We start from the raw sequence: 19140 nt of genomic DNA, 5'->3' as shown, positions 1-19140 counted from the left end.
CCCCTCAGATCCCCCGCACCGCCCCCGCCAACCGCGTCGCCGCCCTGGCCCTCGGCCCGTTGTCCGGGACGGGCCGCCGCCGCGGATGCACCGCGTTCGTCAGCAGCACCAGGAACGTGTCCGTCGCCGGGTCCAGCACCAGCGACGTACCCGTGAACCCGGTATGCCCCGCCGCACCCCGCCCCGCCAGCTCGCCCATGAACCACGGCTGGTCGAGAGCGAAGCCCAGGCCGGGCGGGGTGAACAGCAGCTCGACGAAGTCGGGGCCGAGGATGCGGGCCGTGCCGTACGAGCCGCCCGCGAGCAGCGTGCGACAGAAGACGGCCAGGTCACGGGCGGTGGAGAAGAGTCCGGCATGGCCCGCGACGCCGCCGAGCGACCAGGCGTTCTCGTCGTGGACCACGCCGCGCAGCATCCCCCGGTCCGCCTTGGCCCAGGGTCTTCGCTGGTCCTCGGTGGCGGCCGCGAGCGGGCACGGTCCGAACCCGGTGGCCGTCATCCCGAGCGGCCGGGTGATGCCGTCCCGTACGAGGACGTCGAGCGGTCGCCCGGTGATCCGCTGCAGGACGTGCTGGAGGAGCAGCATGTTCAGGTCCGAGTAGCAGTACGCGCCGCCCGGCTGCGACACCGGCTCCTCCGCCCGCAGCAGCGCGAGCCGCGCCGCGTCGTTCGGGCAGTCGTACAGCGGGAGTTCGGGCCGCAGCCCGGAGGTGTGGGTGAGCAGCTGCCGTACGGTGATGCCGTGCTCGGCGGCCGCCCTGAAGTCCGGCAGGTACGCCGCCACGCGCGCGTCGATGCCGAGCGTGCCGCGTTCCAGTTGCTGGACGGCCGCGACGCTCGTGAAGAGCTTCGTGAGGGACGCCAGGTCGAAGGCGGTGTGCACACTCATCGGCACCCATGCCCTGCGCGGCAGTTCGAGGGCGCGGTCCGTCTCCTCGTCGTAGGCGGAGTACCGCACCGCCCAGCCCGCCGCTTCCTCGACGGCGATCACGGGGCCGCGCCCGGCGACCACCACGGCGCCCGCGGCCCAGGGCCGGTCCCCGCTGGTGAGTTCGCGGACCTCCTGTACGAGTTGAGCCAGTTCATCGGGATCGAGCCCGGCACGTTCCGGTGTGCCGGGGCGCAGTCTCGGTGCGCTCAGCTGTCTGCTCCCTTCGCGTCCGCGTGTCTCTGCCAGGGACGGCACAGTCCCATGAAGCAGCCGACGGCCACCAGTGCGCAGGCCAGTTGGACGACGGCCATCGGGACGGCCGTGTGCTCCCCGGCGATGCCCACGAGGGGGGTGGCGATCGCACCGACGAGGAAGGAGGCGGTGCCGAGCAGGGCGGACGCGGAGCCCGCGGCGTGCGGGGTGCGCATGAGGGCGAGCGCGTTCATGTTGGGCAGGCTCAGGCTCATCGCGGACATCAGGACGAACAGGCCGACGGCGATGGGGACGAGGCCCACCTCGCCGAAGACGCCCGTGGTCATCAGGAGCAGCGCGGCCGACGCGGCGGTGATGATCGCGAGGCCGACGGAGACGGCCTTGTCGAGGCTGACCCGGCCGACGAGGATCTTGCCGTTGATCTGGCCGACGAGTACGAGGCCGACCGAGTTGACGCCGAAGAGGATGCTGTACGTCTGCGGGGAGGCGCCGTAGATCTCCTGGATCACGAACGGCGAGGCGGAGATGTACGCGAAGAGCGCGGCGAAGGCGAAACCGCCGGCGAGCATGTAGCCGGTGAAGACGCGGTCGGCGAGCAGGCCGCGCATCGTGCGCAGGGCTTCGGCGGTGCCACCGCTGTGCCGGCGCTCGGGCTCGAGCGTCTCGGGCAGCAGCCGCCAGACGACCGCGGTCAGCACGATGCCGACGGCCGTCAGGATGTAGAAGACGCCCCGCCAGTCGGTGATCCGCAGCACCTGCCCGCCGATGAGCGGCGCGATGATCGGGGCGACTCCGGAGATCAGCATGAGCGTGGAGAAGAACCGCGCCATGTCCATGCCGTCGTACAGGTCGCGTACGACGGCCCGTGCGATGACGATCCCGGCGGCGCCCGCGAGGCCCTGGAGCAGCCGGAAGGCGATGAGCAGTTCGATGCCGGGCGCGAACGCGCAGACGGCGGTGGCGACGATGTAGACGAGCAGCCCTGCGATCAGCGGCCGCCTGCGCCCCCACTTGTCGCTCATCGGCCCGACGACCAGCTGCCCGAGCGCCATCCCCGCGAGACACGCGGTGAGCGTCAACTGCACGGTGGCCGCGGTCGCGTGCAGCGAGTCGGTGACCTCCGGGAGCGCCGGGAGGTACATGTCCATGGACAGCGGCGGTACGGCGGTGAGGCCGCCGAGAATGAGGGTGACGAGCAGCCCTACGGAGCGACGGGCGACCGATGGCGGTACGGGGGGCGCGTCGGCGGCGGTCGCCTCTGTGATCGAGGCGACCGCCGCGCTCGGCATGTGACCCTCTCGGCCCCCCTGGCCGTCCAGGCCGTCCAGCCCATCCAGGCCGTCCTGACCGTCCTGGTCCCGTCTCGTGCTGCCCTGCTCGGGCATGTGCCCCTCCCTGTCTGTTGAATCCGACACCTATGCTCTCAGCTCGGACAGGTGATCGAGGTCGTCGAGGCCTTCGAGGCCAAGGAGCGAGGGGTCGGGATGGCTGAAGAGCGCGTGCGCTGGGGTGTGCTGGCGACCGGAGGGATCGCGGCGGCGTTCACGGCGGATCTGGTGGATCTGCCGGACGCGGAGGTCGTGGCGGTGGCGTCGCGGACCGAGGAGTCGGCGCAGCGGTTCGCGGACCGGTTCGGGATACCCAGGGCGTACGCCGGGTGGGGCGCCCTCGCGCAGGACGAGGACGTGGATGTCGTGTACGTCGCGACACCGCACTCGGCACACCGGGCCGCGGCCGGGCTGTGCCTGGAGGCGGGGCGCAACGTGCTGTGCGAGAAGGCGTTCACGCTCAACGCACGCGAGGCCGAGGAGCTGGTCGCCCTCGCGAAGGAGCGCGGCAGCTTCCTGATGGAGGCCATGTGGATGTACTGCAACCCGCTGATCCGGCGCCTCAAGGAACTCGTCGACGACGGCGCCATCGGTGAAGTCCGCACCGTGCAGGCCGACTTCGGCCTGTCCGGCCCCTTCCCGCCCACTCACCGGCTGCGCGACCCTGCGCAGGGCGGCGGCGCGCTGCTCGATCTGGGCGTCTATCCGGTGTCGTTCGCGCAGCTGCTGCTCGGGGAGCCCTCGGAGGTCATGGCGAGAGCGGTGCTCTCCGAGGAGAGCGTCGATCTCCAGACGGGAATGCTGCTCTCCTGGGAGAGCGGCGCTCTCGCTTCGCTGCACTGCTCTCTCGTCGGCGGCACGTCCACCTCCGCCTCGGTCACCGGATCGCAGGGCCGTATCGACATCCCGTACGGCTTCTTCCACGCCGACCGCTTCGTACTGCACCGCGACGGCCGCGACCCGGAGGAGTTCACCGCGGCCGACGCGACAAGGGCCAGCCTCAAACACGAGGCCATAGAGGTCATGCGCTGCCTCCGCGCCGGCGAGACCGAGTCACCCCTGGTCCCACTGGACGGCACCCTCGCGGTAATGCGAACGCTGGACACGGTAAGAAAGCACATCGGCGTCACTTATCCAGCAGAGGCCAACTGAAGGGGCGCCCTTCAGGGGCGCCCCTTCAGGGGCCGAGGCCCCTCAGGGGCGCGGGGAACTGCGCGACCAGCCACACACAACCCGCAGCCAACGAACAACCGCAGTCCCCCACCCCCTCCCAGCGGAGCGCCTACGCGGGCTTCAGCCCTTGATCCCCCACCTCGGTGACAAACGAAGCAGCGGTCGTGATCGGCGCCCCCGGCGTAGTCACCGCGTTCACCGTCTTGAAGTCCACGTTCGCCGCACCCTGACCAAGCGCGACGGTCACATAACCGCGCTGCCCGTTGTAGTGCTTCATGTGCGGGTTCGCGGCCAGATAGCCCGCCCAGTTGGGCGGCTGCGCGGCACCGTTCTGCCCGCTGCTGATCGACGTGGCGACGACCTCCGTACCCATGGTGCGGGAGTTCTGGTTGTCGAAGTCGCGCTTGATGTCGAAGCCGTACGACACATGGACGTCGCCGGTGAGCACCATCAGGTTCTCCACGCCGGCCGCCTCGGCACCCTTGAGGAGACGCTCGCGGGAGGCCGGGTAGCCGTCCCAGGAGTCCATGCTGCGGGTGGTGTTGCCGGGGGTGGCGTGGTTGCGGCGGGCGAAGACGACCTGCTGCGGGACGACGTTCCACAGCGCGCTCGACTGCTTCCAGCCGTCGGTCAGCCAGCGCTCCTGGGCGAGCCCGGGCAGGGTCTGCGACTCGGCCTCGGACTCGGGCGTGGGGGTCTTCCAGCCGTCGCCGTTGGCCTGGTTGGTGCGGTACTGCCGGGTGTCGAGGATGTCGAACTGCGCGAGCCGCCCCCAGCGCAGCCGCCGGTAGAGCTGCATGTCGGGACCTTCGGGCTGCTGCGGACGGCGCAGCGGCTGGTTCTCCCAGTACGCGCGGTACGCGGCGGCGCGGCGCAGCAGGAACTCCTCCGGCGGCACGTCGTTCTCGGGGATGTCGTCCGCGTAGTTGTTCTCGGTCTCGTGGTCGTCCCAGGTGACGACGAAGGGGTGCGCGGCGTGCGCGGCCCGCAGGTCCGGGTCCGTCTTATAGAGGGCGTACCGCAGCCGGTAGTCCTCCAGGGTGATCGTCTCGCGGTTGAAGACGTCGGGCAGCGTGCGGTCGGTGTAGTTGCGGGCGCCGCCGACGGAGTTGACGGCGTATTCGTAGAGGTAGTCGCCGAGGTGGAAAACGACGTCGACGTCGTCCTCGGCGAGGTGCTTGTACGCGGTGAAGTAGCCGTCGTGGTACGCCTGGCAGGAGACGGCGGCCAGCGTCAGGCCGGCGACGCCGGCACCGGTCGCGGGCGCGGTGCGCGTACGGCCGGTCTCGCTGATCCAACTGCCCGTGCGGAAGCGGTAGTAGAAGACGCGGTCGGCGTCGAGGCCGGTGACCTCGACGTGCACGGTGTGGTGGAACTCCGGGTGCGCGGCGGTCGTACCGCGTCTGGCGATCCGGCGGAACTTCGCGTCGTGGGCCAGCTCCCACTGCACGGGGACGCGCTGTTGGGGCAGGCCGGAGTCGGCCTCGAACGGGACCGGCGCGAGGCGTGTCCACAGCAGTACGGAGCCGGGCTGCGGATCGCCGGAGGCGACGCCGAGAGTGAACGGGTCGTCGGTGATCTTCGCCGCGTCGAGCTCGGCGGCGCCTGCCACGCCCGCGGTCGGCAGGTTGGTGGCGAAGGCGAGCGCGGCGGCGGCGCCGGTGACGGTGAGAAAGCGGCGCCGGCCGAGGTGACGGGCGGCGGCACGAAGCTCGGGGGCGTGACGCGAAGGGGTGTGCTGCGGCGGTGTCTGATGGCCTGCGGGTGTCATCTGGCCCTCCCCTGACGGTTGTTGTACGTGGCATTGGAGTGGCCGGGGTCGACGGCAGCCTGTCGCGTACACAACAGCGGGGTGTCGGAAGGATGAGATCCGCATGGCGGGCCCTCACGTACGCTGCGGGCCCATGGACGACATGGACGACAAGGAAACGAAGATCGCGGTGATCACCGGGGCGGGGTCCGGCATCGGCCGTGCCGTGGCCGTCGAACTCCTGGGAAGCGGCTGGTCCGTGGCGCTCGCGGGCCGCCGCACACAGACGCTGGAGGAGACGGCGGCCCTGGCGGACGCGCGGGCGAACGCCCTGGCGGAGAAGGGCGCTTCTCTCTGCGTACGCGCCGACGTCTCACAACCAGACGACGTGGCCGGACTCTTCGCCGCCGTGCGCGAGCGCTTCGGGCGGCTCGACCTGCTCTTCAACAACGCGGGTACGTTCGGTCCTGGCGGCGTCCCGTTCGAGGAACTGCCCTACGACGCCTGGCGCCATGTGGTCGGCACCAACCTCGACGGCGCGTTCCTGTGCGCGCAGGCGGCGTACCGGCAGATGAAGGAGCAGGATCCGCAGGGCGGCCGGATCATCAACAACGGTTCGATCTCGGCGCATACGCCCCGCCCGCACTCGGCGGCCTACACCGCGACCAAGCACGCGCTGACAGGTCTCACCAAGTCACTGTCCCTGGACGGCCGTCCGTACCGGATCGCCTGCGGTCAGATCGACATCGGCAACGCGGCGACCGACATGACCGAGCGCATGCAGACGGGAGCCCTCCAGGCGAACGGCGAGTTGGTCCCGGAACCCGTGATGGACGTCGCGGACGTGGCCCGTACGGTGCGGCACATGGCGGAGCTGCCACTGGAGGCGAACGTGCAGTTCGCGACGGTACTTGCGACGACGATGCCGTTCATCGGTCGCGGGTAGCTCCGCGGGTAGCTCCGCTGGATGAGCAGTTGGTCGGGTGCACGGCGTCTGTGGCTGGTCGCGCAGTTCCCCGCGCCCCTTTGGGGCGCGGACAGCTGGACTCAACTTGCACAAGCGGATGGTCCGCTTCCGGTCCATCTCGGCCGGTAGCGGGCTTATGCTCGACTTCCCTCCACCAGAGCTTCACATTTGGAGCACAAAGCTTCCTTGGCCACATTCAAGGGGGAGCGGGGAGGCGGCAGCCGTTCCGGGAGCGGGTGGGAGGGATCCCGCGTGGGACCGCGGGATGACCCGGGCCGCGGAACGGCTGCCGCATGATCAACGCCGATGACCCTGGTTACGAGACGGGCCGACGGCCCAGGATTTCCTCGATCTCGGCCAACTGGCCTGCTGTGAGCGGACCTTGGGCGAGTGCCCCGGCGTTCTCCTCGGCCTGCGCCACCGAGCGGAAGCCCGGAATGGGGATGGTGCGCGAGTTGCGGGCCCACAGCCAGGCGAGGGCGCCCTGGGCGAGCGTACGGCCCTCGCTGGTGAGGACGGACCGCAGGGCGTCGACGCGCCGCAGCCACTCCGGGTCGGCGCCCTGACCCCGCGAGAAGCCGGGCAGCCACTCGGGCGGGGCATTGCGGATGTCGCCGGCTTCGAGGGGCCGGCCGGCGGCATGCCTGCCCGTCAGCAACCCCATCGCGAGCGGGCTGCGGTTGATGCTCGCGAGTCCCGACTCCTCGCAGAGCGCGAGCATTTCGGGCGCGTCCTGAAGCACGTTGAGGCGGTGCTGCACGGCCGCGCAGTGCGGCCCCTGCGCGAAGACGGCGGCCCGCTCCGGATCGTCGGTGCTCCAGGCGTACGCGCGGATGAGCCCTTCGCGCACGAACTCCTCGCAGGTGTCGCGGAGTTGGGCCGCCGTCTCCAAGTCGGCGTCAGAGATGTGCAGTTGGTACAGGTCGACGTAGTCGGTGCCGAGGCGTTTCAGGGACGCGGTCAGCGCCCGGCGGGCGTGCGCGGGCGTGTCGTCCTGGCCGGTCCTCGTACGGGTCGCCTCGTCGAAGACGTTGCCCCACTTCGTGCCGACGACGACGTCCGCACGGCGCTTGCCGAGGGCGCGGCCGAGCACGCGCTCGCTGTGTCCGGTGCCGTACGCGTCCGCCGTGTCGAAGAAGGTCACCCCGAGGTCGAGCGCGCGGCGGATCGCCCGTACGGACTCATCGTCGTCGACCTTGCCCCAGCCCAGCGGCCGCCCGTCGACGGACTGCCACTCCCCGCCGATGGCCCAGCAGCCGAAGCCGAGCGCACTGACCTCGATACCGCTGCGACCCAATGCCCTGAGTCCCGTGCTCGCCGTGCTCGCCATGGTCTCTGTGCTCTCCGTGCTCTCCATGCCTGCGGACGCTAGGAGTTGGAGCGCGCACAAAGGCAAGGGCGGGCGCGGGAATTGTTGCCCTCGGGCTCGGCGGAGAAGGCTCGAAGCCTCAGGCCTGGCCGGTCTCGAAGCGGATGATCCTGTCGCCCTCGGCGACGAAGTGCCACCTCGTCCGCATCTCGCCCCAGGTGTCGTTCCGGTACCGGACGAGGAGGGACAGACCGCCGTCCGACTCGTTGTCGACCTCCATGTGGCCGTTGGAGGAGAAGATCTCCCGCTCGGTCCACTCGTCGAGGTCACGTTCGGCGCCGTCGTCCGACATGGTGGCGCCCGGTGCCAGTACGGCCTGGAAGGCGTCCCGGTCGTGCGCGTTCACGGCGCTGACGAAGTCCCGGACGGCCGGGTTGCTGAGTCGGGTCACTTGAATCGCCATGTCCGCAGACTCACACCGCTCCGGCACCCCCGCCACCCGAACGGTCGCGCAGGCCGGGGCTCGGGTGACTGTTCGGTGCGACGGTGGGCACACGGGGTCGGACGAGACGTATGCGACTGTTCGAGTGGGACCTTCGAGGAGTGACGAGGACCGTGGCCTCTTTCGACCGACGTGATCTGGGACTGCTGCTGCTCCGCCTCGGCGCGGGTGGCGTGCTGGCGGCGCATGGGACGCAGAAGCTCTTCGGCTGGTTCGGCGGGGGCGGGATCTCGGGGACCGGCGAGTTCATGGAGTCCGTCGGGTACGAGCCCGGCAAGGAGAGCGCGGTCGCGGCCGGCCTGGCGGAGACCGGCGGCGGCACGCTCCTCGCGCTGGGCCTGGCGACACCGGCGGCCGGGGCGGCGGCGGCCGGCGCGATGGCGGGCGCCTCCGCCGTCCACGTGCCCAACGGGTTCTTCAACCAGAGCGGCGGCTACGAGTACGCGGCCAGCCTGGGCCTCACGGCGGCGGGCCTCGCCGTGTCGGGCCCCGGCCGCCTGTCCCTGGACCACGCCCTGGGTCACGCCGCCGACCGCGGCTGGATGGTCCCGGCGGCCCTGGCCGGTACGGCGGCCACGACCCTGGCGGTGGTGGGGATGCGCAACAAGCGGCTGCGACGGCAACGGGAGGGCGAGCAGGGGGAGTTGTTCGACGAGGGCGGGATTCCGTACGGCGTTTAGGAGATGCCGTACGGCGACGGGGGCGCCCACCCGGGACCGTGGGCCCGTGGGCCCATGGCAGGCTGGCCCGCATGAGCGATCACGACGGCACGGCGGCCCCGACGGCGCCCCCGACCACGTACGACGATGCGCCGACCACGTACGACGAGATGTGGGACACGGTGGGCCACCTTCACGAGTGGCTCGTACGCGCCCAGCCGTCCCGTCCCCCTCAAGAGGCCCTGCTCCTGCGGATGTTGAAGCTCTCGGAGGAGGTCGGTGAGGTCGCCGAGGCCGTCATCGGTGCCACCGGCCAGAACCCCCGCAAGGGCACCACCCACTCCTGGGACGACGTCCAGTCGGAACTGTGCGACGTGATCATCACCGCGGCGGTCGCCCTGCGCACGCTCACGCCCCAGGCCCGCGAGGTCTTCGCGGCACACCTGGACCGGGTACGGGAACGTTCGCTGGGGCCGGGGCAACTGCCTTAGCCGGCTCACATGTTGATCATGTGTCCGGCGAGTCCGTGGACCGCCTCCTTGACCGCCTCGCCGAGCGTGGGGTGGGCGTGGACGTTGCGGGCGACCTCGTGGACCGTCAGGTCCCACTGCTGGGCCAGGGTCAGCTCGGGCAGCAGTTCGGTGACCTCCGGGCCGATGAGGTGGCCGCCGATGAGTTCGCCGTGCGTGCCGTCGCTGATCAGCTTCACGAATCCGGACGTATCGCCCAGGCCGTGCGACTTGCCGTTCGCGGTGAAGGGGAACTTGGCCACCTGCACGTCGTAGCCCTTCTCACGGGCCTGCGCCTCGGTGTAGCCGAAGCTGGCGATCTGCGGCTGGCAGAAGGTGGCGCGCGGGATCATCACGTACTCCAGCTCCATGGTCTCCGCGCCCGCGATGGTCTCGGCGGCGACGATGCCCATCGCCTCGGCGGCGTGCGCGAGCATCAGCTTGGCGTTGACGTCCCCGATGGCGTAGATGTGCGGGACGGAGGTGCGGCAACGCCCGTCGACGTCGATGGCGCCGCGTTCGGTGACGCGCACGCCGGTGTTCTCCAGGCCGTAGCCGGTGACGTTCGGCCCGAAACCGATCGCCTGGAGCACCTTGTCGGCCTCCAGGATCTGCTGGTTGCCGTCCTTGCCGGTGACGGTGACACGGACCTGCTCGCCGGACTCGTCGATCGCCTCGACGCGGGTGGAGGTGAGCACGTCGATGCCCAACTTCCGGTACTGCCGGGCCAGTTCGGCGGAGACGTCGGCGTCCTCGGTCGGGGCGACCCGGTCCAGGAACTCCACGACGGTGACCTTCACGCCGTAGTTGTGCAGGATGTAGGCGAACTCGACGCCGATCGCGCCGGCGCCCGCGATCACGATCGAGCGCGGCAGGTCCTCGGCGAGGATCTGCTCCTCGAACGTCACCACGCGCGAGGTGCGGCGGGTGCCGGGCAGCAGCTTGGGAGTGGCGCCGGTGGCGATGATGCAGTGGTCGAAGCCGATCGTCTGCGTCGAGCCGTCGAAGAGGGCCACGTCGAGGGTGTGCGGGTCGCGGAACGTGCCGCGGCCGCTGATCTCCGTGATCTTGTTCTTCTTCATCAGGTAGTGGACGCCCTTGACCCGGCCGTCCGCCACCCGGCGGCTGCGCCGGAACGCCTCGCCGTAGTCGAAGGAGACCTGCCCGTCCACCTTGATGCCGAACGTCTTCGCCTCGCGGGTGAAGATGTGCGCCAGCTCGGCGTTGCGCAGCAGGGCCTTGCTGGGGATGCAGCCGACGTTGAGACAGACGCCGCCCCAGTACTTCTCCTCGACCACGGCCACGCGCTTGCCCAGCTGGGCGGCTCGGACGGCGGCGACGTATCCGCCGGGGCCCGCTCCGAGTACGACGACGTCGAAGTGCTCGCCCTGCTCGCCCTGCTCGTCCATGGGGGTTCCTTTCCGATGAGGAATGGCGACCCGGCGCCTGCCCGACCGCCCTCGACCTCAAAACAGCATGCTCCATCAGCCGAGGCGACCCGGCACGCCGGTCCCCCGTCCGGGGGCGGATCCCAGGAACGGTCACCCCGGCCACGGTCACCCAGGAGCCGGTCCCTCGCCGGAGAGGCTCACATTCGAGATGTTCGAGACGTCCGAGACGTTCGAGAAGATGACGCCCGGGTCCGACGGGGCCCGGTTCAGCACCCAGAGGCCGATCAGCGTGGCCAAGGTGAAGACGACCGCGATCAGGACGGCCAGGACCAGGCGGCGACGGCGCTCGCGGCGCACCCAGTCACCGCGGGCCGTGCGGTAGGCGTCGGGCGCGGCCCGCACCCCGTCGGCCAGCGTCCCCAGCGCCTCGCGCAGCGCCTGCTCCGTACGATCCCGTTCCGTCGGGTTCGGAGACATGTCGTTCATCGCCGGGCCTCCATCGCCTGGGTCAGGGCGGCGATACCGCGCGCGGTGTGTGTCTTGACCGATCCGCAGGAGATCCCCATCGCGGCGGCTATCTCGCTCTCCTTCAGCCCGAGCCAGTGCCGCAGGACCAGCGCCTCGCGCTGGCGGGCGGGCAGTTGCTGGAGGGCGTCGATCAGTACGCGCTGGTCGTCGTGGAGCAGCGCGGTGCTCTCGGCGGAGGCGACGACCTCGCTCGGCGGGTTCTCGACGTGCTGGACGTGCTTGCGGGCGACCTGGAGGTGGCGGATGCGCATCCGGGTCAGATTGCACACCGTTGAGCGCAGATACGCCTCCGCCGCCTCGGCGTCCCGCAGGCGCCGCCACTTCCGGTAGATCTGGTAGTACGCCTCGGCCACCACGTTCTCCGGGTCGTCCGCGCCGAGCAGTACCGCCAGGCGCAGCATCGAGGCGTAGTGCAGCTCGAAGAGGCGGGCCAGGGCGGCTTCCCGCTCGAGGTCGGCCGGATCGCTCATGGACGGGGACAGCACCTCGTCGCCGGCCGGCGGGGATGCCGCCGTCTCGCCGGTGGTGGCGGGCCGCGGGATGCGGGGCTCGGTGACGGCGGCCGGAGCGGCCTGCGCCAGCGGCACTCGGGTGGGCTGTCTGCGTCTCACGGATTGCTCGCTCCCGTCTCGGGGCGCCGCCTGACGGTCAGGCGGGACGGTAGGTCGGTGAGGTCGGCGCCCCGTGGGACGCCGAAGCGTTCGAGGGCCGCGGTGCCGGCCACCGCGACGGTCAGGTTGAGCAGCAGGGCCGCGAGCCCGGCGTAGATCTCCAGCGGCTGGTCGCCGCCCCCGAAGGGCACGATCGACGAGAAGCCCTCGCGCACCACGAGGAAGGTGCCGGCCGCCATGCCGACGCCCCACCCGGCCAGCAGCGCCCGGGGGTGCAGCCGGCCGGTGAACAGGCCGACGGCCACGGCGGGGAAGATCTGCAGAATCCATACGCCGCCGAGCAGTTGAAGGTTGATGGCGTCCTGGTCACGCAGCCCGAACACGAACGCGACCGCGCCCACCTTCGCGGTGAGCGAGACCGTCTTGGCGATGCGCACCTGCCGTTTGGGTGTGGCGGTGGGGTGGACGTACTCGACGTACACATTGCGTACGAAGCAGGTGGCGGCCGCGATCGACATCACGGCCGCCGGAACCAGCGCCCCCACGGTGATCGCCCCGAAGACGAGGCCGGCCAGCGGCCCCGGCATCAGACGGTCGACCAGCATCGGTACGGCCGTCTCGGCGCCGCCCTCGGGCGCCCGTACGCCCGCCGCGAGTGCCGCGATGCCGAGGAAGCCGAAGAGGGCGAGCAGTCCTGTCCAGGCGGGCAGTGCCACGGAGACCTTGCGCAGGGTGCGCGGGCCGTCGGCGGCGAACCCGGCGGTGAGGACGTGCGGGTACATCAGCAGAGCCAGCGCCGAGCCCAGGGCGAGCGTGGCGTAGGCGGGCTGCTGCTCGGGAGACAGGAGCAGGGCGGAGTCCGCCACGCCGGTGCCGCCGAGGCGTCGTGCCGCGCCGTCGAAGACCGCGCCGGGTCCGCCGAGCCGGGCGAGGACCAGCCAGCACACGGCGGTGAGCGAGACGAAGACGGCCACCGCCTTGAACGCGGAGATGACGGTCGGCGCGCGCAGCCCGTGCCGGTACGTCGCCACCGCGAGCCCCGCGAAGAGCGCGACCATCACCAGATCGCCGGTCGCGCCGCGCGTGTAGACGCCCCCGGCGGTGAGCACCGCGCGGATGCCCAGCAGTTGCAGCGCCAGGTAGGGCATCGTGGCGAGGATCCCGGTCAGGGCCACGACCAGGGCGAGCGGCGGCGATCCGTACCGTCCGCGCACGAAGTCGCCGACGGTGACATAGCCGTGGCGGCGGGCCACCGCCCACAGGCGGGTCAGCAGGACGAAGGCGAGCGGGCAGACGATCACCGTGTACGGCACGGCGAAGAAGGCGGGCGCCCCGTTCCCGTACGCCAGTCCCGGTACGGCGGTGAAGGTGTACGCGGTGAAGATCGTGCCGCCGAGGAGCATCCAGGTCCAGACGGGGCCCAGGTTCCGGTCGGCCAGTGCCCAGCCCTCCAGGGAAGGCAGCCGGTCGGAGGGACGCAGACGGGGCGCGGTGACGGCGAGCAGCGACGCTCCGCCGGTCACGGCGAGGAACGTCGCGGTCATGGCGCCGTCCGCCATGGGTCACCGTCCTTGGTGTGCTGTGCCTTGCGGGAGAGTTGCGCGGAGGGCCGGTCCGGAGGACAGAAAACCGGCGGGAAATCTTCTGGAAATTCCCTGTCAACCAGTTCCGGGCGGCGGGCAACTCTTGCACAGACCGACAGCGAGCGGGAGAGGAGCGCACGTCATGGCACCCACTGGTCCCACTGGTCCCACTGGTCATCACCGACTGCGGCGCGTCGCGATCGCCGTACTGCTCCTCGCGCCCGCCGCGGGACTGCTGTGGGTTCCCTGGTACGCCGGTGAGGGCCCGCGGCTCGCCGGGACGCCGTTCTTCTACTGGTACCAGCTCGCCTGGGTGCCGGGCTGCGGCCTGTGCCTGCTGGCCGCGTACGCGCTGACCAACCGGCCCGACCGGCACGATCCCTGATCCGCACCGCCCCGCGTACCGCCCAACGCCACCACCCCCCGCGTACCACCCGACACCACCACCACGGCCAGGAGCCGCCATGCCTACGTCAGCCATGCCCGAAACCGCTCCTCCGGCACCGGAAGACCCGCCCTCCCCCGAGTCGATCCGGTCCCGTATGACCCCGCGGTCGATCCTGCTGTGGGCCGCCGTCGCCCTGGTGGGCGCCGTCAGCTGGGGTGTCCTCGCCCTCGCCAGGGGCGAGAGGATCTCCGCCGTCTGGCTGGTGCTGGCCGCCCTCGGCTCGTACGCCATCGCCTACCGCTTCTACGCCCGCTTCGTCGCCCGGCGCGTACTGAAGCCGGACGACCGCCGGGCCACTCCCGCCGAACGGCTCGAGGACGGCGTCGATTTCCAGCCCACGGACCGCCGGGTCCTGCTGGGCCACCACTTCGCCGCGATCGCCGGAGCCGGACCGCTGGTGGGGCCCGTGCTCGCGGCGCAGATGGGCTATCTGCCCGGCACGCTCTGGATCGTCGCCGGAGTGATCTTCGCTGGAGCAGTGCAGGACATGGTGGTGCTGTTCCTGTCGATGCGGCGGGACGGTAAGTCGCTCGGGCAGATGGCCCGCGACGAGATCGGCCGGGCGGGCGGCGCGGCGGCCCTGATCGCGGTCTTCGCCATCATGATCATCCTGCTCGGTGTACTGGCCCTGGTCGTCGTCAACGCCCTCGCTCACTCCCCCTGGGGCACCTTCTCCGTCGCCATGACCATCCCCATCGCCCTCTTCATGGGCTTCTGGATGCACGTCATCCGCCCTGGCCGGGTCGTCGAGACCAGCCTGATCGGTGTGGCGTTGCTGCTGCTCGCGATCGTCGGCGGCAGCTGGATCCAGGAGTCCTCACTGGCCGACACCTTCACCCTCAGCCCGACGACCCTCGTCTTCTGCCTGGTCGGATACGGCTTCGTCGCCTCCGTCCTGCCCGTGTGGATGCTGCTCGCGCCGCGCGACTACCTCTCCACCTTCATGAAGATCGGCACCATCGCACTGCTCGCGGTCGGGGTCGTCGTGGCCGCACCCGTGATGCGCTCGGACGCGGTCAGCGACTTCGCCTCCTCGGGTGCCGGTCCGGTCTTCGCCGGATCCCTCTTCCCCTTCCTCTTCATCACCATCGCCTGCGGCGCACTCTCCGGCTTCCACGCGCTGGTCGCCTCCGGGACGACACCGAAACTGATCCAGAAGGAGTCCCAGGTCCGGGCGATCGGCTACGGCGCCATGCTGATGGAGTCGTTCGTCGCGATCATGGCGCTCATCGCGGCGGCCACCCTCGAACCAGGCCTCTACTACGCGATGAACGCACCCGCCGGGCTCCTCGGCACGACGGCCGAGTCCGCCTCTCAGGCGGTGGCGGGCCTGGGCTTCACCATCAGCCCCGACCAGCTGACCCAGGCGGCCAAGGCCGTCGAGGAGCAGACACTCATCGCCCGCACCGGCGGGGCGCCCACCCTCGCGGTCGGCATGTCGGAGATCTTCTCGGGTGTCTTCGGCGGCACGGCGATGAAGGCCTTCTGGTATCACTTCGCGATCATGTTCGAGGCACTGTTCATCCTGACGACGGTCGACGCGGGCACCAGGGTCGGACGCTTCATGCTCCAGGACATGCTCGGCAACGTCTGGAAGCCGATCGGGCGGGTCAACTGGAAGCCGGGTATCTGGCTGTGCAGCGGACTCGTCGTGGCCGCCTGGGGCTACTTCCTCTACACCGGCGCCACCGACCCGCTCGGCGGAATCAACCAGCTCTTCCCGCTCTTCGGCATCGCCAACCAGCTGCTCGCCGCCATCGCCCTCACCGTCTGCACCACCGTTCTGATCAAGTCCGGGCGGCTGCGCTGGGCCTGGGTCACCGGCATCCCGCTGGCCTGGGTGGTCGCCGTCACCTTCACCGCCGGCTGGCAGAAGGTCTTCTCCGACGACCCGCGTATCGGCTTCTTCGCCCAGCGCACCCGGTACGCCGACGCGATCGACGCGGGCCAGATCCTGCCGCCCGCCAAGACCCTCGACGACATGCACACCGTCGTCACCAACTCCACGGTCGACGGGGTCCTGATCGCCCTGTTCCTGCTGCTGGTCGCCGTGGTGATCGTCAACGCGGCGGTGGTCTGCGTACGTGCCGTCCGCTCTCCGGGGTCACTGCCGACGACCGAGGCGCCTTACGTCGAGTCCCGTATCGACATTCCCGAGCAGGCGGGGGAACCGCTGGCGGGAGCCCGTTCATGAGGGCCCGGCACTGGGCGCGGACGGTGCGCTGGGTGCGCTGGGTGCGCTGGTATCTGCGCGAGCTGACCGGCGAGTCGGAGTACGACCGCTACTGCGAGCGGCAGCGGCGCCGGCACCCGCACGCTCCCGCGCCCAGCCGACGCGAGTACGAGGTTCTGCGGACGCGCCATCGTGAGAACCACCCGCAGAGCCGCTGCTGCTGACCCACGGCACGCACGGCACACACGGCACGCACCCCCCACCACGGGGCGGGCGCGCGACCCACTGAGCGGGCTTGGTTGAGTCCGGTGCGGTACCGCGCCCCGTAAGGGGCGCGGGGCTGTATCAATGTGCGGCTCCGCCGCGCGGGCGCGACCAGCCACGACGAACCCGCGGCTTAGAACCGCGCCCCCAGCGGAGCGCTTGGCGGCCTGTTGTGCAAAACGTTTTGGATATCTAGCTTGTGCGCCATGAGTGAGCGCCATGAGTGAGACAGCGCCCGTGTCGACGGGCGGCCTTCTCGTGTCCGGCTGCGATGTGCTGCGCGTTCCGCCGGAGGGCGAGTGCGAGATCCTGCGGGCGCAGGACATCGTCGTCGCGGACGGCGTCATCCAGGACGTACGGCCGACCGCCGCGCCCGCGCCCGGCACCGCCCGCGCGAAGGGCGGGGCGGGTGTGCAGGAGGTGATCGACGGCCGTGGTCTGCTGGCCGTCCCCGGCCTGGTCAACGCGCACACGCACAGCGCCATGGTGCTGATGCGCGGCGCGGCCGAGGACGTGACGGTCGAGGGCTGGTTCAACGACCGCGTCTGGCCGATGGAGAGCAACCTGACCCCCGCCGACGTACGGACCGGCGCCCGGCTTGCCTGCGCCGAGATGATCCGCTCGGGTGTCACGACCTTCGCCGACCACTACTTCTTCCCCGACCAGATCGCCGAGGCGGTCGCCGAGACCGGTCTGCGGGCCGACATCGCGCCCACCTACTTCAGCAGCCGGGGCCCGGAGGCCCTGGAAGCGACCGTGGAGTTCGCGGAGCGGTGGCACGGCGGAGCCGACGGCCGGGTGACCGTGTCGCTCGGGCCGCACGCCCCGTACACCGTGAACGACGAGGACCTGCGGACCCTGGCCGGGCACGCCCGGCGCCTCGGCCTGCGGATGCACATTCACGCCGCCGAACACCTGGAGCAGACCCGGGCCAGTGTGGAACGGCGCGGCATCACACCCGTCCGCGTGCTGTACGAGACGGGGGTGCTGGCGGCCGGAGCGCTGATCGCGCACGGCTGCGGAATCGTCGAGCAGGATCTGCCGCTGCTGGCCGAGTACGCCGGCACGACCGCCGTGGCCTGCTGCCCCAAGGTGTATCTCAAGCATGCGCTGTCCCCGCTCACCCCGGTCCGCGAACTGCTCGGCGCCGGCGTCACGGTGGCGGTCGGTACGGACGGCGCCGCCGGTCACAACACGCTCGACGTGTGGGAGGCGCTGCGGCTGGTCGCCCTCACCCAGAAGCAGGCCGTGCGGGACGCGACCTGGATGACCGTCTCCGACACGCTGCGCCTGGCCCTGCGCGGCGGGGCCCGCGCGCTCGGTCTGCAGGGCCGCGTCGGGGCGCTGGAGCCGGGGATGCGCGCCGACATCGTCCTCACCGACCTGACCGGGCTGCACTGCCGCCCGCTGCACGACCCCCGTGCCGCGCTCGTCTACAGCGCCCGTGCCAGTGACGTGCGGACGGTGGTCGTCGACGGCCGGGTGCTGATGCGTGACGGCAGGCTGCTCACCGTGGACGAGCCCGCGCTGCTCGCCGAGGCCGACGCCCGGGTGGCCCGGATCCTCGACACCTCCCACGGACGGGCGGTGCAGCACTATGACCCATGAGTCCTACGGAGCGTACGAATCCCACGGGGCGTACGAGTCACGCGGGGCCTACGAGTCCCAGGGAGCCTACGAGTCCCACGGGCCCGGCCGCCGGGCGGCCGTCCGCAGGCCCGCGTCCATCAAGGACGTCGCCGCGGCGGCCGGGGTCAGCGCCACCACCGTCTCCCATGTCCTCAGCGGCAACCGGCCGGTCAACGAACAGACCGCCGCACGGGTCCGCAGCGTCGTCAACCGGCTCGGATACGTCCCGGCCTCGCTCGCCCGCAGCCTCCAGGCCGGCTCCACCTCGGTGATCGGCCTGCTCATCCCCGACATCAGCAACACCTTCTTCGCCGAACTCGCCAAGGGCGCCGAGGACGCCGCCCACGACCTGGGCTACGGACTGATCCTGTGCAACACCGAGTTCGACGCCGACCGCGAGGACCGCTACCTCGGCATGATCCGCAGCCGGTTCATCGACGGCATGGTGTACGCGTCGGGGTCCCCGCCGTCGCGGCGGCGGCTGGAGGCCCTGATGGGCAAGTTCCCGATCGCGCTCGCCGACGAGGAGGTCGAAGGGCTCGAACGCGCCCTCATCGCGACCGCCGACCATGAGGCGGGCGGGCGGCTCGTCGGCGAGCACCTGCGGGCGCTCGGGCACCGCCGGGCCCTGATGCTGACCGGTCCACGCGCTCTGAGGAGCAGCGTCGCCCGGGCGAACGGCTTCGTGCGGGCTTTCCAGGGCGAAGTCGTCGAATGCGTCGGCGACTTCAAGGAAGCCTCCGGCTACCGACTCGTCGCCGAACGCCTCAAGGAGGGCGGGTCCAAGGAGGGCGGCCTCGACTGCACGGCTGTCTTCGCGGCCAACGACCTCATGGCGTTCGGAGCCCTCACCGCGCTCAGAGAGGCGGGTCTTTCGGTTCCTCAGGACGTCTCCGTGGTCGGCTTCGACGACATCCGCGCGGCCTCGCTGGCCCACCCGCCGCTGACCACCGTCCACCAGCCGGCTTACGACGTGGGCCGCACCGCCACCGCGCAACTGCTCCAGTACGTCACCCGGGGCGAGGTCCCGCCCGCGTCCCGCCACACCCTTCCCGTCGAACTCAAGGTACGGGGCAGCACGGCGCCGCCGGCCCGCTGAGTTCCTTCGCCTGAGTTCGCTTCGCCCACCACCGCGCGTACGGACCCGCCGTGCCACGCGGCCATACCCCCAT

At 70.9% G+C, this 19140-nt stretch carries 18 protein-coding genes; 9 read left to right on the top strand and 9 right to left on the bottom strand.

Annotation, left to right across the window (positions count from 1 at the left end; translation table 11 throughout):
- Positions 1 to 4: 4 nt before the first annotated feature.
- Positions 5 to 1186: a serine hydrolase gene (locus tag G5C60_RS23345; protein WP_165262424.1), complete on the bottom strand. Its 1182-nt coding sequence runs from the start codon at positions 1184 to 1186 to the stop codon at positions 5 to 7.
- A complete protein-coding gene (locus G5C60_RS23340) occupies positions 1138 to 2529 on the bottom strand; it encodes a Bcr/CflA family multidrug efflux MFS transporter (protein WP_165262422.1) in 1392 nt (463 codons plus the stop codon). The genes G5C60_RS23345 and G5C60_RS23340 overlap by 49 nt, the downstream gene beginning before the upstream one ends.
- 99 nt (positions 2530 to 2628) lie before the next feature.
- Here G5C60_RS23340 and G5C60_RS23335 point away from each other — a divergent pair, with 99 nt between their 5' ends.
- The gene (locus tag G5C60_RS23335; protein WP_165262420.1) at positions 2629 to 3624 is read left to right on the top strand and encodes a Gfo/Idh/MocA family protein; all 996 of its coding nucleotides are present in this window, start codon (positions 2629 to 2631) and stop codon (positions 3622 to 3624) included.
- 130 nt (positions 3625 to 3754) lie between these two features.
- Here the strand turns inward: G5C60_RS23335 and G5C60_RS23330 are convergent, their stop codons facing one another.
- The gene (locus tag G5C60_RS23330; RefSeq protein WP_165262418.1) at positions 3755 to 5416 is read right to left on the bottom strand and encodes an alkaline phosphatase D family protein; all 1662 of its coding nucleotides are present in this window, start codon (positions 5414 to 5416) and stop codon (positions 3755 to 3757) included.
- Positions 5417 to 5558: 142 nt separating this feature from the next.
- Between G5C60_RS23330 and G5C60_RS23325 the strand changes: the two genes are divergently transcribed.
- A complete protein-coding gene (locus G5C60_RS23325) occupies positions 5559 to 6341 on the top strand; it encodes an SDR family oxidoreductase (RefSeq protein WP_165262432.1) in 783 nt (260 codons plus the stop codon).
- A gap of 337 nt (positions 6342 to 6678) precedes the next feature.
- On the opposite strand, the gene G5C60_RS23320 is transcribed toward G5C60_RS23325, so the two are convergent.
- Both G5C60_RS23320 and G5C60_RS23315 read right to left on the bottom strand, forming a co-directional pair.
- Positions 6679 to 7719: an aldo/keto reductase gene (locus G5C60_RS23320; protein WP_165262416.1), complete on the bottom strand. Its 1041-nt coding sequence runs from the start codon at positions 7717 to 7719 to the stop codon at positions 6679 to 6681.
- A gap of 91 nt (positions 7720 to 7810) precedes the next feature.
- Positions 7811 to 8134 carry a nuclear transport factor 2 family protein gene (locus G5C60_RS23315; RefSeq protein ID WP_165262414.1) on the bottom strand — a complete coding sequence of 108 codons (324 nt, stop codon included), beginning with the start codon at positions 8132 to 8134 and terminating at the stop codon, positions 7811 to 7813.
- A gap of 152 nt (positions 8135 to 8286) precedes the next feature.
- Here G5C60_RS23315 and G5C60_RS23310 point away from each other — a divergent pair, with 152 nt between their 5' ends.
- On the top strand, positions 8287 to 8853 hold the full coding sequence (locus G5C60_RS23310) for a DoxX family membrane protein (RefSeq protein ID WP_165262412.1): 567 nt from the start codon (positions 8287 to 8289) through the stop codon (positions 8851 to 8853).
- A gap of 71 nt (positions 8854 to 8924) precedes the next feature.
- Positions 8925 to 9323, top strand: coding sequence for a MazG-like family protein (locus tag G5C60_RS23305; protein ID WP_165262410.1), 399 nt, complete (start codon positions 8925 to 8927; stop codon positions 9321 to 9323).
- Between the two features lie 5 nt (positions 9324 to 9328).
- Here the strand turns inward: G5C60_RS23305 and lpdA are convergent, their stop codons facing one another.
- The 4 genes from lpdA to G5C60_RS23285 all read right to left on the bottom strand — a co-directional run bounded on the left by lpdA (position 9329) and on the right by G5C60_RS23285 (position 13430).
- Positions 9329 to 10750 (bottom strand): dihydrolipoyl dehydrogenase, encoded by a 1422-nt coding sequence (gene lpdA / locus G5C60_RS23300; RefSeq protein ID WP_165262408.1) that lies wholly within the window; start codon positions 10748 to 10750, stop codon positions 9329 to 9331.
- Positions 10751 to 10897: 147 nt separating this feature from the next.
- Positions 10898 to 11218 (bottom strand): hypothetical protein, encoded by a 321-nt coding sequence (locus G5C60_RS23295; protein ID WP_241267005.1) that lies wholly within the window; start codon positions 11216 to 11218, stop codon positions 10898 to 10900.
- Positions 11215 to 11871, bottom strand: a complete 657-nt coding sequence (locus G5C60_RS23290) for a sigma-70 family RNA polymerase sigma factor (RefSeq protein WP_165262406.1) — start codon at positions 11869 to 11871, stop codon at positions 11215 to 11217. The genes G5C60_RS23295 and G5C60_RS23290 overlap by 4 nt, the downstream gene beginning before the upstream one ends.
- Positions 11868 to 13430, bottom strand: a complete 1563-nt coding sequence (locus G5C60_RS23285) for a sodium:solute symporter family protein (RefSeq protein WP_165262404.1) — start codon at positions 13428 to 13430, stop codon at positions 11868 to 11870. The genes G5C60_RS23290 and G5C60_RS23285 overlap by 4 nt, the downstream gene beginning before the upstream one ends.
- 166 nt (positions 13431 to 13596) lie before the next feature.
- Here G5C60_RS23285 and G5C60_RS23280 point away from each other — a divergent pair, with 166 nt between their 5' ends.
- From G5C60_RS23280 to G5C60_RS23260, 5 genes are all read left to right on the top strand, one after another.
- Positions 13597 to 13839 (top strand): DUF3311 domain-containing protein, encoded by a 243-nt coding sequence (locus G5C60_RS23280; protein ID WP_165262402.1) that lies wholly within the window; start codon positions 13597 to 13599, stop codon positions 13837 to 13839.
- Between the two features lie 79 nt (positions 13840 to 13918).
- Positions 13919 to 16096 (top strand): carbon starvation CstA family protein, encoded by a 2178-nt coding sequence (locus G5C60_RS23275; RefSeq protein ID WP_165262400.1) that lies wholly within the window; start codon positions 13919 to 13921, stop codon positions 16094 to 16096.
- Positions 16093 to 16299 (top strand): YbdD/YjiX family protein, encoded by a 207-nt coding sequence (locus G5C60_RS23270; RefSeq protein ID WP_165262398.1) that lies wholly within the window; start codon positions 16093 to 16095, stop codon positions 16297 to 16299. The genes G5C60_RS23275 and G5C60_RS23270 overlap by 4 nt, the downstream gene beginning before the upstream one ends.
- A 259-nt stretch (positions 16300 to 16558) precedes the next feature.
- Complete coding sequence (locus tag G5C60_RS23265) at positions 16559 to 17947, top strand: amidohydrolase family protein (RefSeq protein WP_165262396.1); 1389 nt, start codon at positions 16559 to 16561, stop codon at positions 17945 to 17947.
- Positions 17937 to 19067 (top strand): LacI family DNA-binding transcriptional regulator, encoded by a 1131-nt coding sequence (locus tag G5C60_RS23260; protein WP_165262394.1) that lies wholly within the window; start codon positions 17937 to 17939, stop codon positions 19065 to 19067. The genes G5C60_RS23265 and G5C60_RS23260 overlap by 11 nt, the downstream gene beginning before the upstream one ends.
- Positions 19068 to 19140 lie beyond the last annotated feature (73 nt).

Source organism: Streptomyces scabichelini (assembly GCF_011045015.1).
Taxonomy (GTDB): Bacteria; Actinomycetota; Actinomycetes; order Streptomycetales; family Streptomycetaceae; genus Streptomyces; species Streptomyces scabichelini.
Note: the sequence above shows the minus strand (reverse complement) of the source record. Positions and strands in the feature narration are given on the sequence as shown.

Excerpts from the sequence above, each read along its gene's own strand:
- G5C60_RS23280 (WP_165262402.1), top strand. The coding sequence starts at position 13,597 with ATGGCACCCACTGGTCCCACTGGTCCCACTGGTCATCACCGACTGCGG.
- G5C60_RS23265 (WP_165262396.1), top strand. The coding sequence starts at position 16,559 with ATGAGTGAGACAGCGCCCGTGTCGACGGGCGGCCTTCTCGTGTCCGGC.
- G5C60_RS23320 (WP_165262416.1), bottom strand. The coding sequence starts at position 7,719 with ATGGAGAGCACGGAGAGCACAGAGACCATGGCGAGCACGGCGAGCACG.
- G5C60_RS23315 (WP_165262414.1), bottom strand. The coding sequence starts at position 8,134 with ATGGCGATTCAAGTGACCCGACTCAGCAACCCGGCCGTCCGGGACTTC.
- G5C60_RS23260 (WP_165262394.1), top strand. The coding sequence starts at position 17,937 with ATGACCCATGAGTCCTACGGAGCGTACGAATCCCACGGGGCGTACGAG.
- lpdA (WP_165262408.1), bottom strand. The coding sequence starts at position 10,750 with ATGGACGAGCAGGGCGAGCAGGGCGAGCACTTCGACGTCGTCGTACTC.
- G5C60_RS23305 (WP_165262410.1), top strand. The coding sequence starts at position 8,925 with ATGAGCGATCACGACGGCACGGCGGCCCCGACGGCGCCCCCGACCACG.
- G5C60_RS23285 (WP_165262404.1), bottom strand. The coding sequence starts at position 13,430 with ATGGCGGACGGCGCCATGACCGCGACGTTCCTCGCCGTGACCGGCGGA.
- G5C60_RS23335 (WP_165262420.1), top strand. The coding sequence starts at position 2,629 with ATGGCTGAAGAGCGCGTGCGCTGGGGTGTGCTGGCGACCGGAGGGATC.
- G5C60_RS23275 (WP_165262400.1), top strand. The coding sequence starts at position 13,919 with ATGCCTACGTCAGCCATGCCCGAAACCGCTCCTCCGGCACCGGAAGAC.
- G5C60_RS23295 (WP_241267005.1), bottom strand. The coding sequence starts at position 11,218 with ATGAACGACATGTCTCCGAACCCGACGGAACGGGATCGTACGGAGCAG.
- G5C60_RS23270 (WP_165262398.1), top strand. The coding sequence starts at position 16,093 with ATGAGGGCCCGGCACTGGGCGCGGACGGTGCGCTGGGTGCGCTGGGTG.
- G5C60_RS23325 (WP_165262432.1), top strand. The coding sequence starts at position 5,559 with ATGGACGACAAGGAAACGAAGATCGCGGTGATCACCGGGGCGGGGTCC.
- G5C60_RS23330 (WP_165262418.1), bottom strand. The coding sequence starts at position 5,416 with ATGACACCCGCAGGCCATCAGACACCGCCGCAGCACACCCCTTCGCGT.
- G5C60_RS23340 (WP_165262422.1), bottom strand. The coding sequence starts at position 2,529 with ATGCCCGAGCAGGGCAGCACGAGACGGGACCAGGACGGTCAGGACGGC.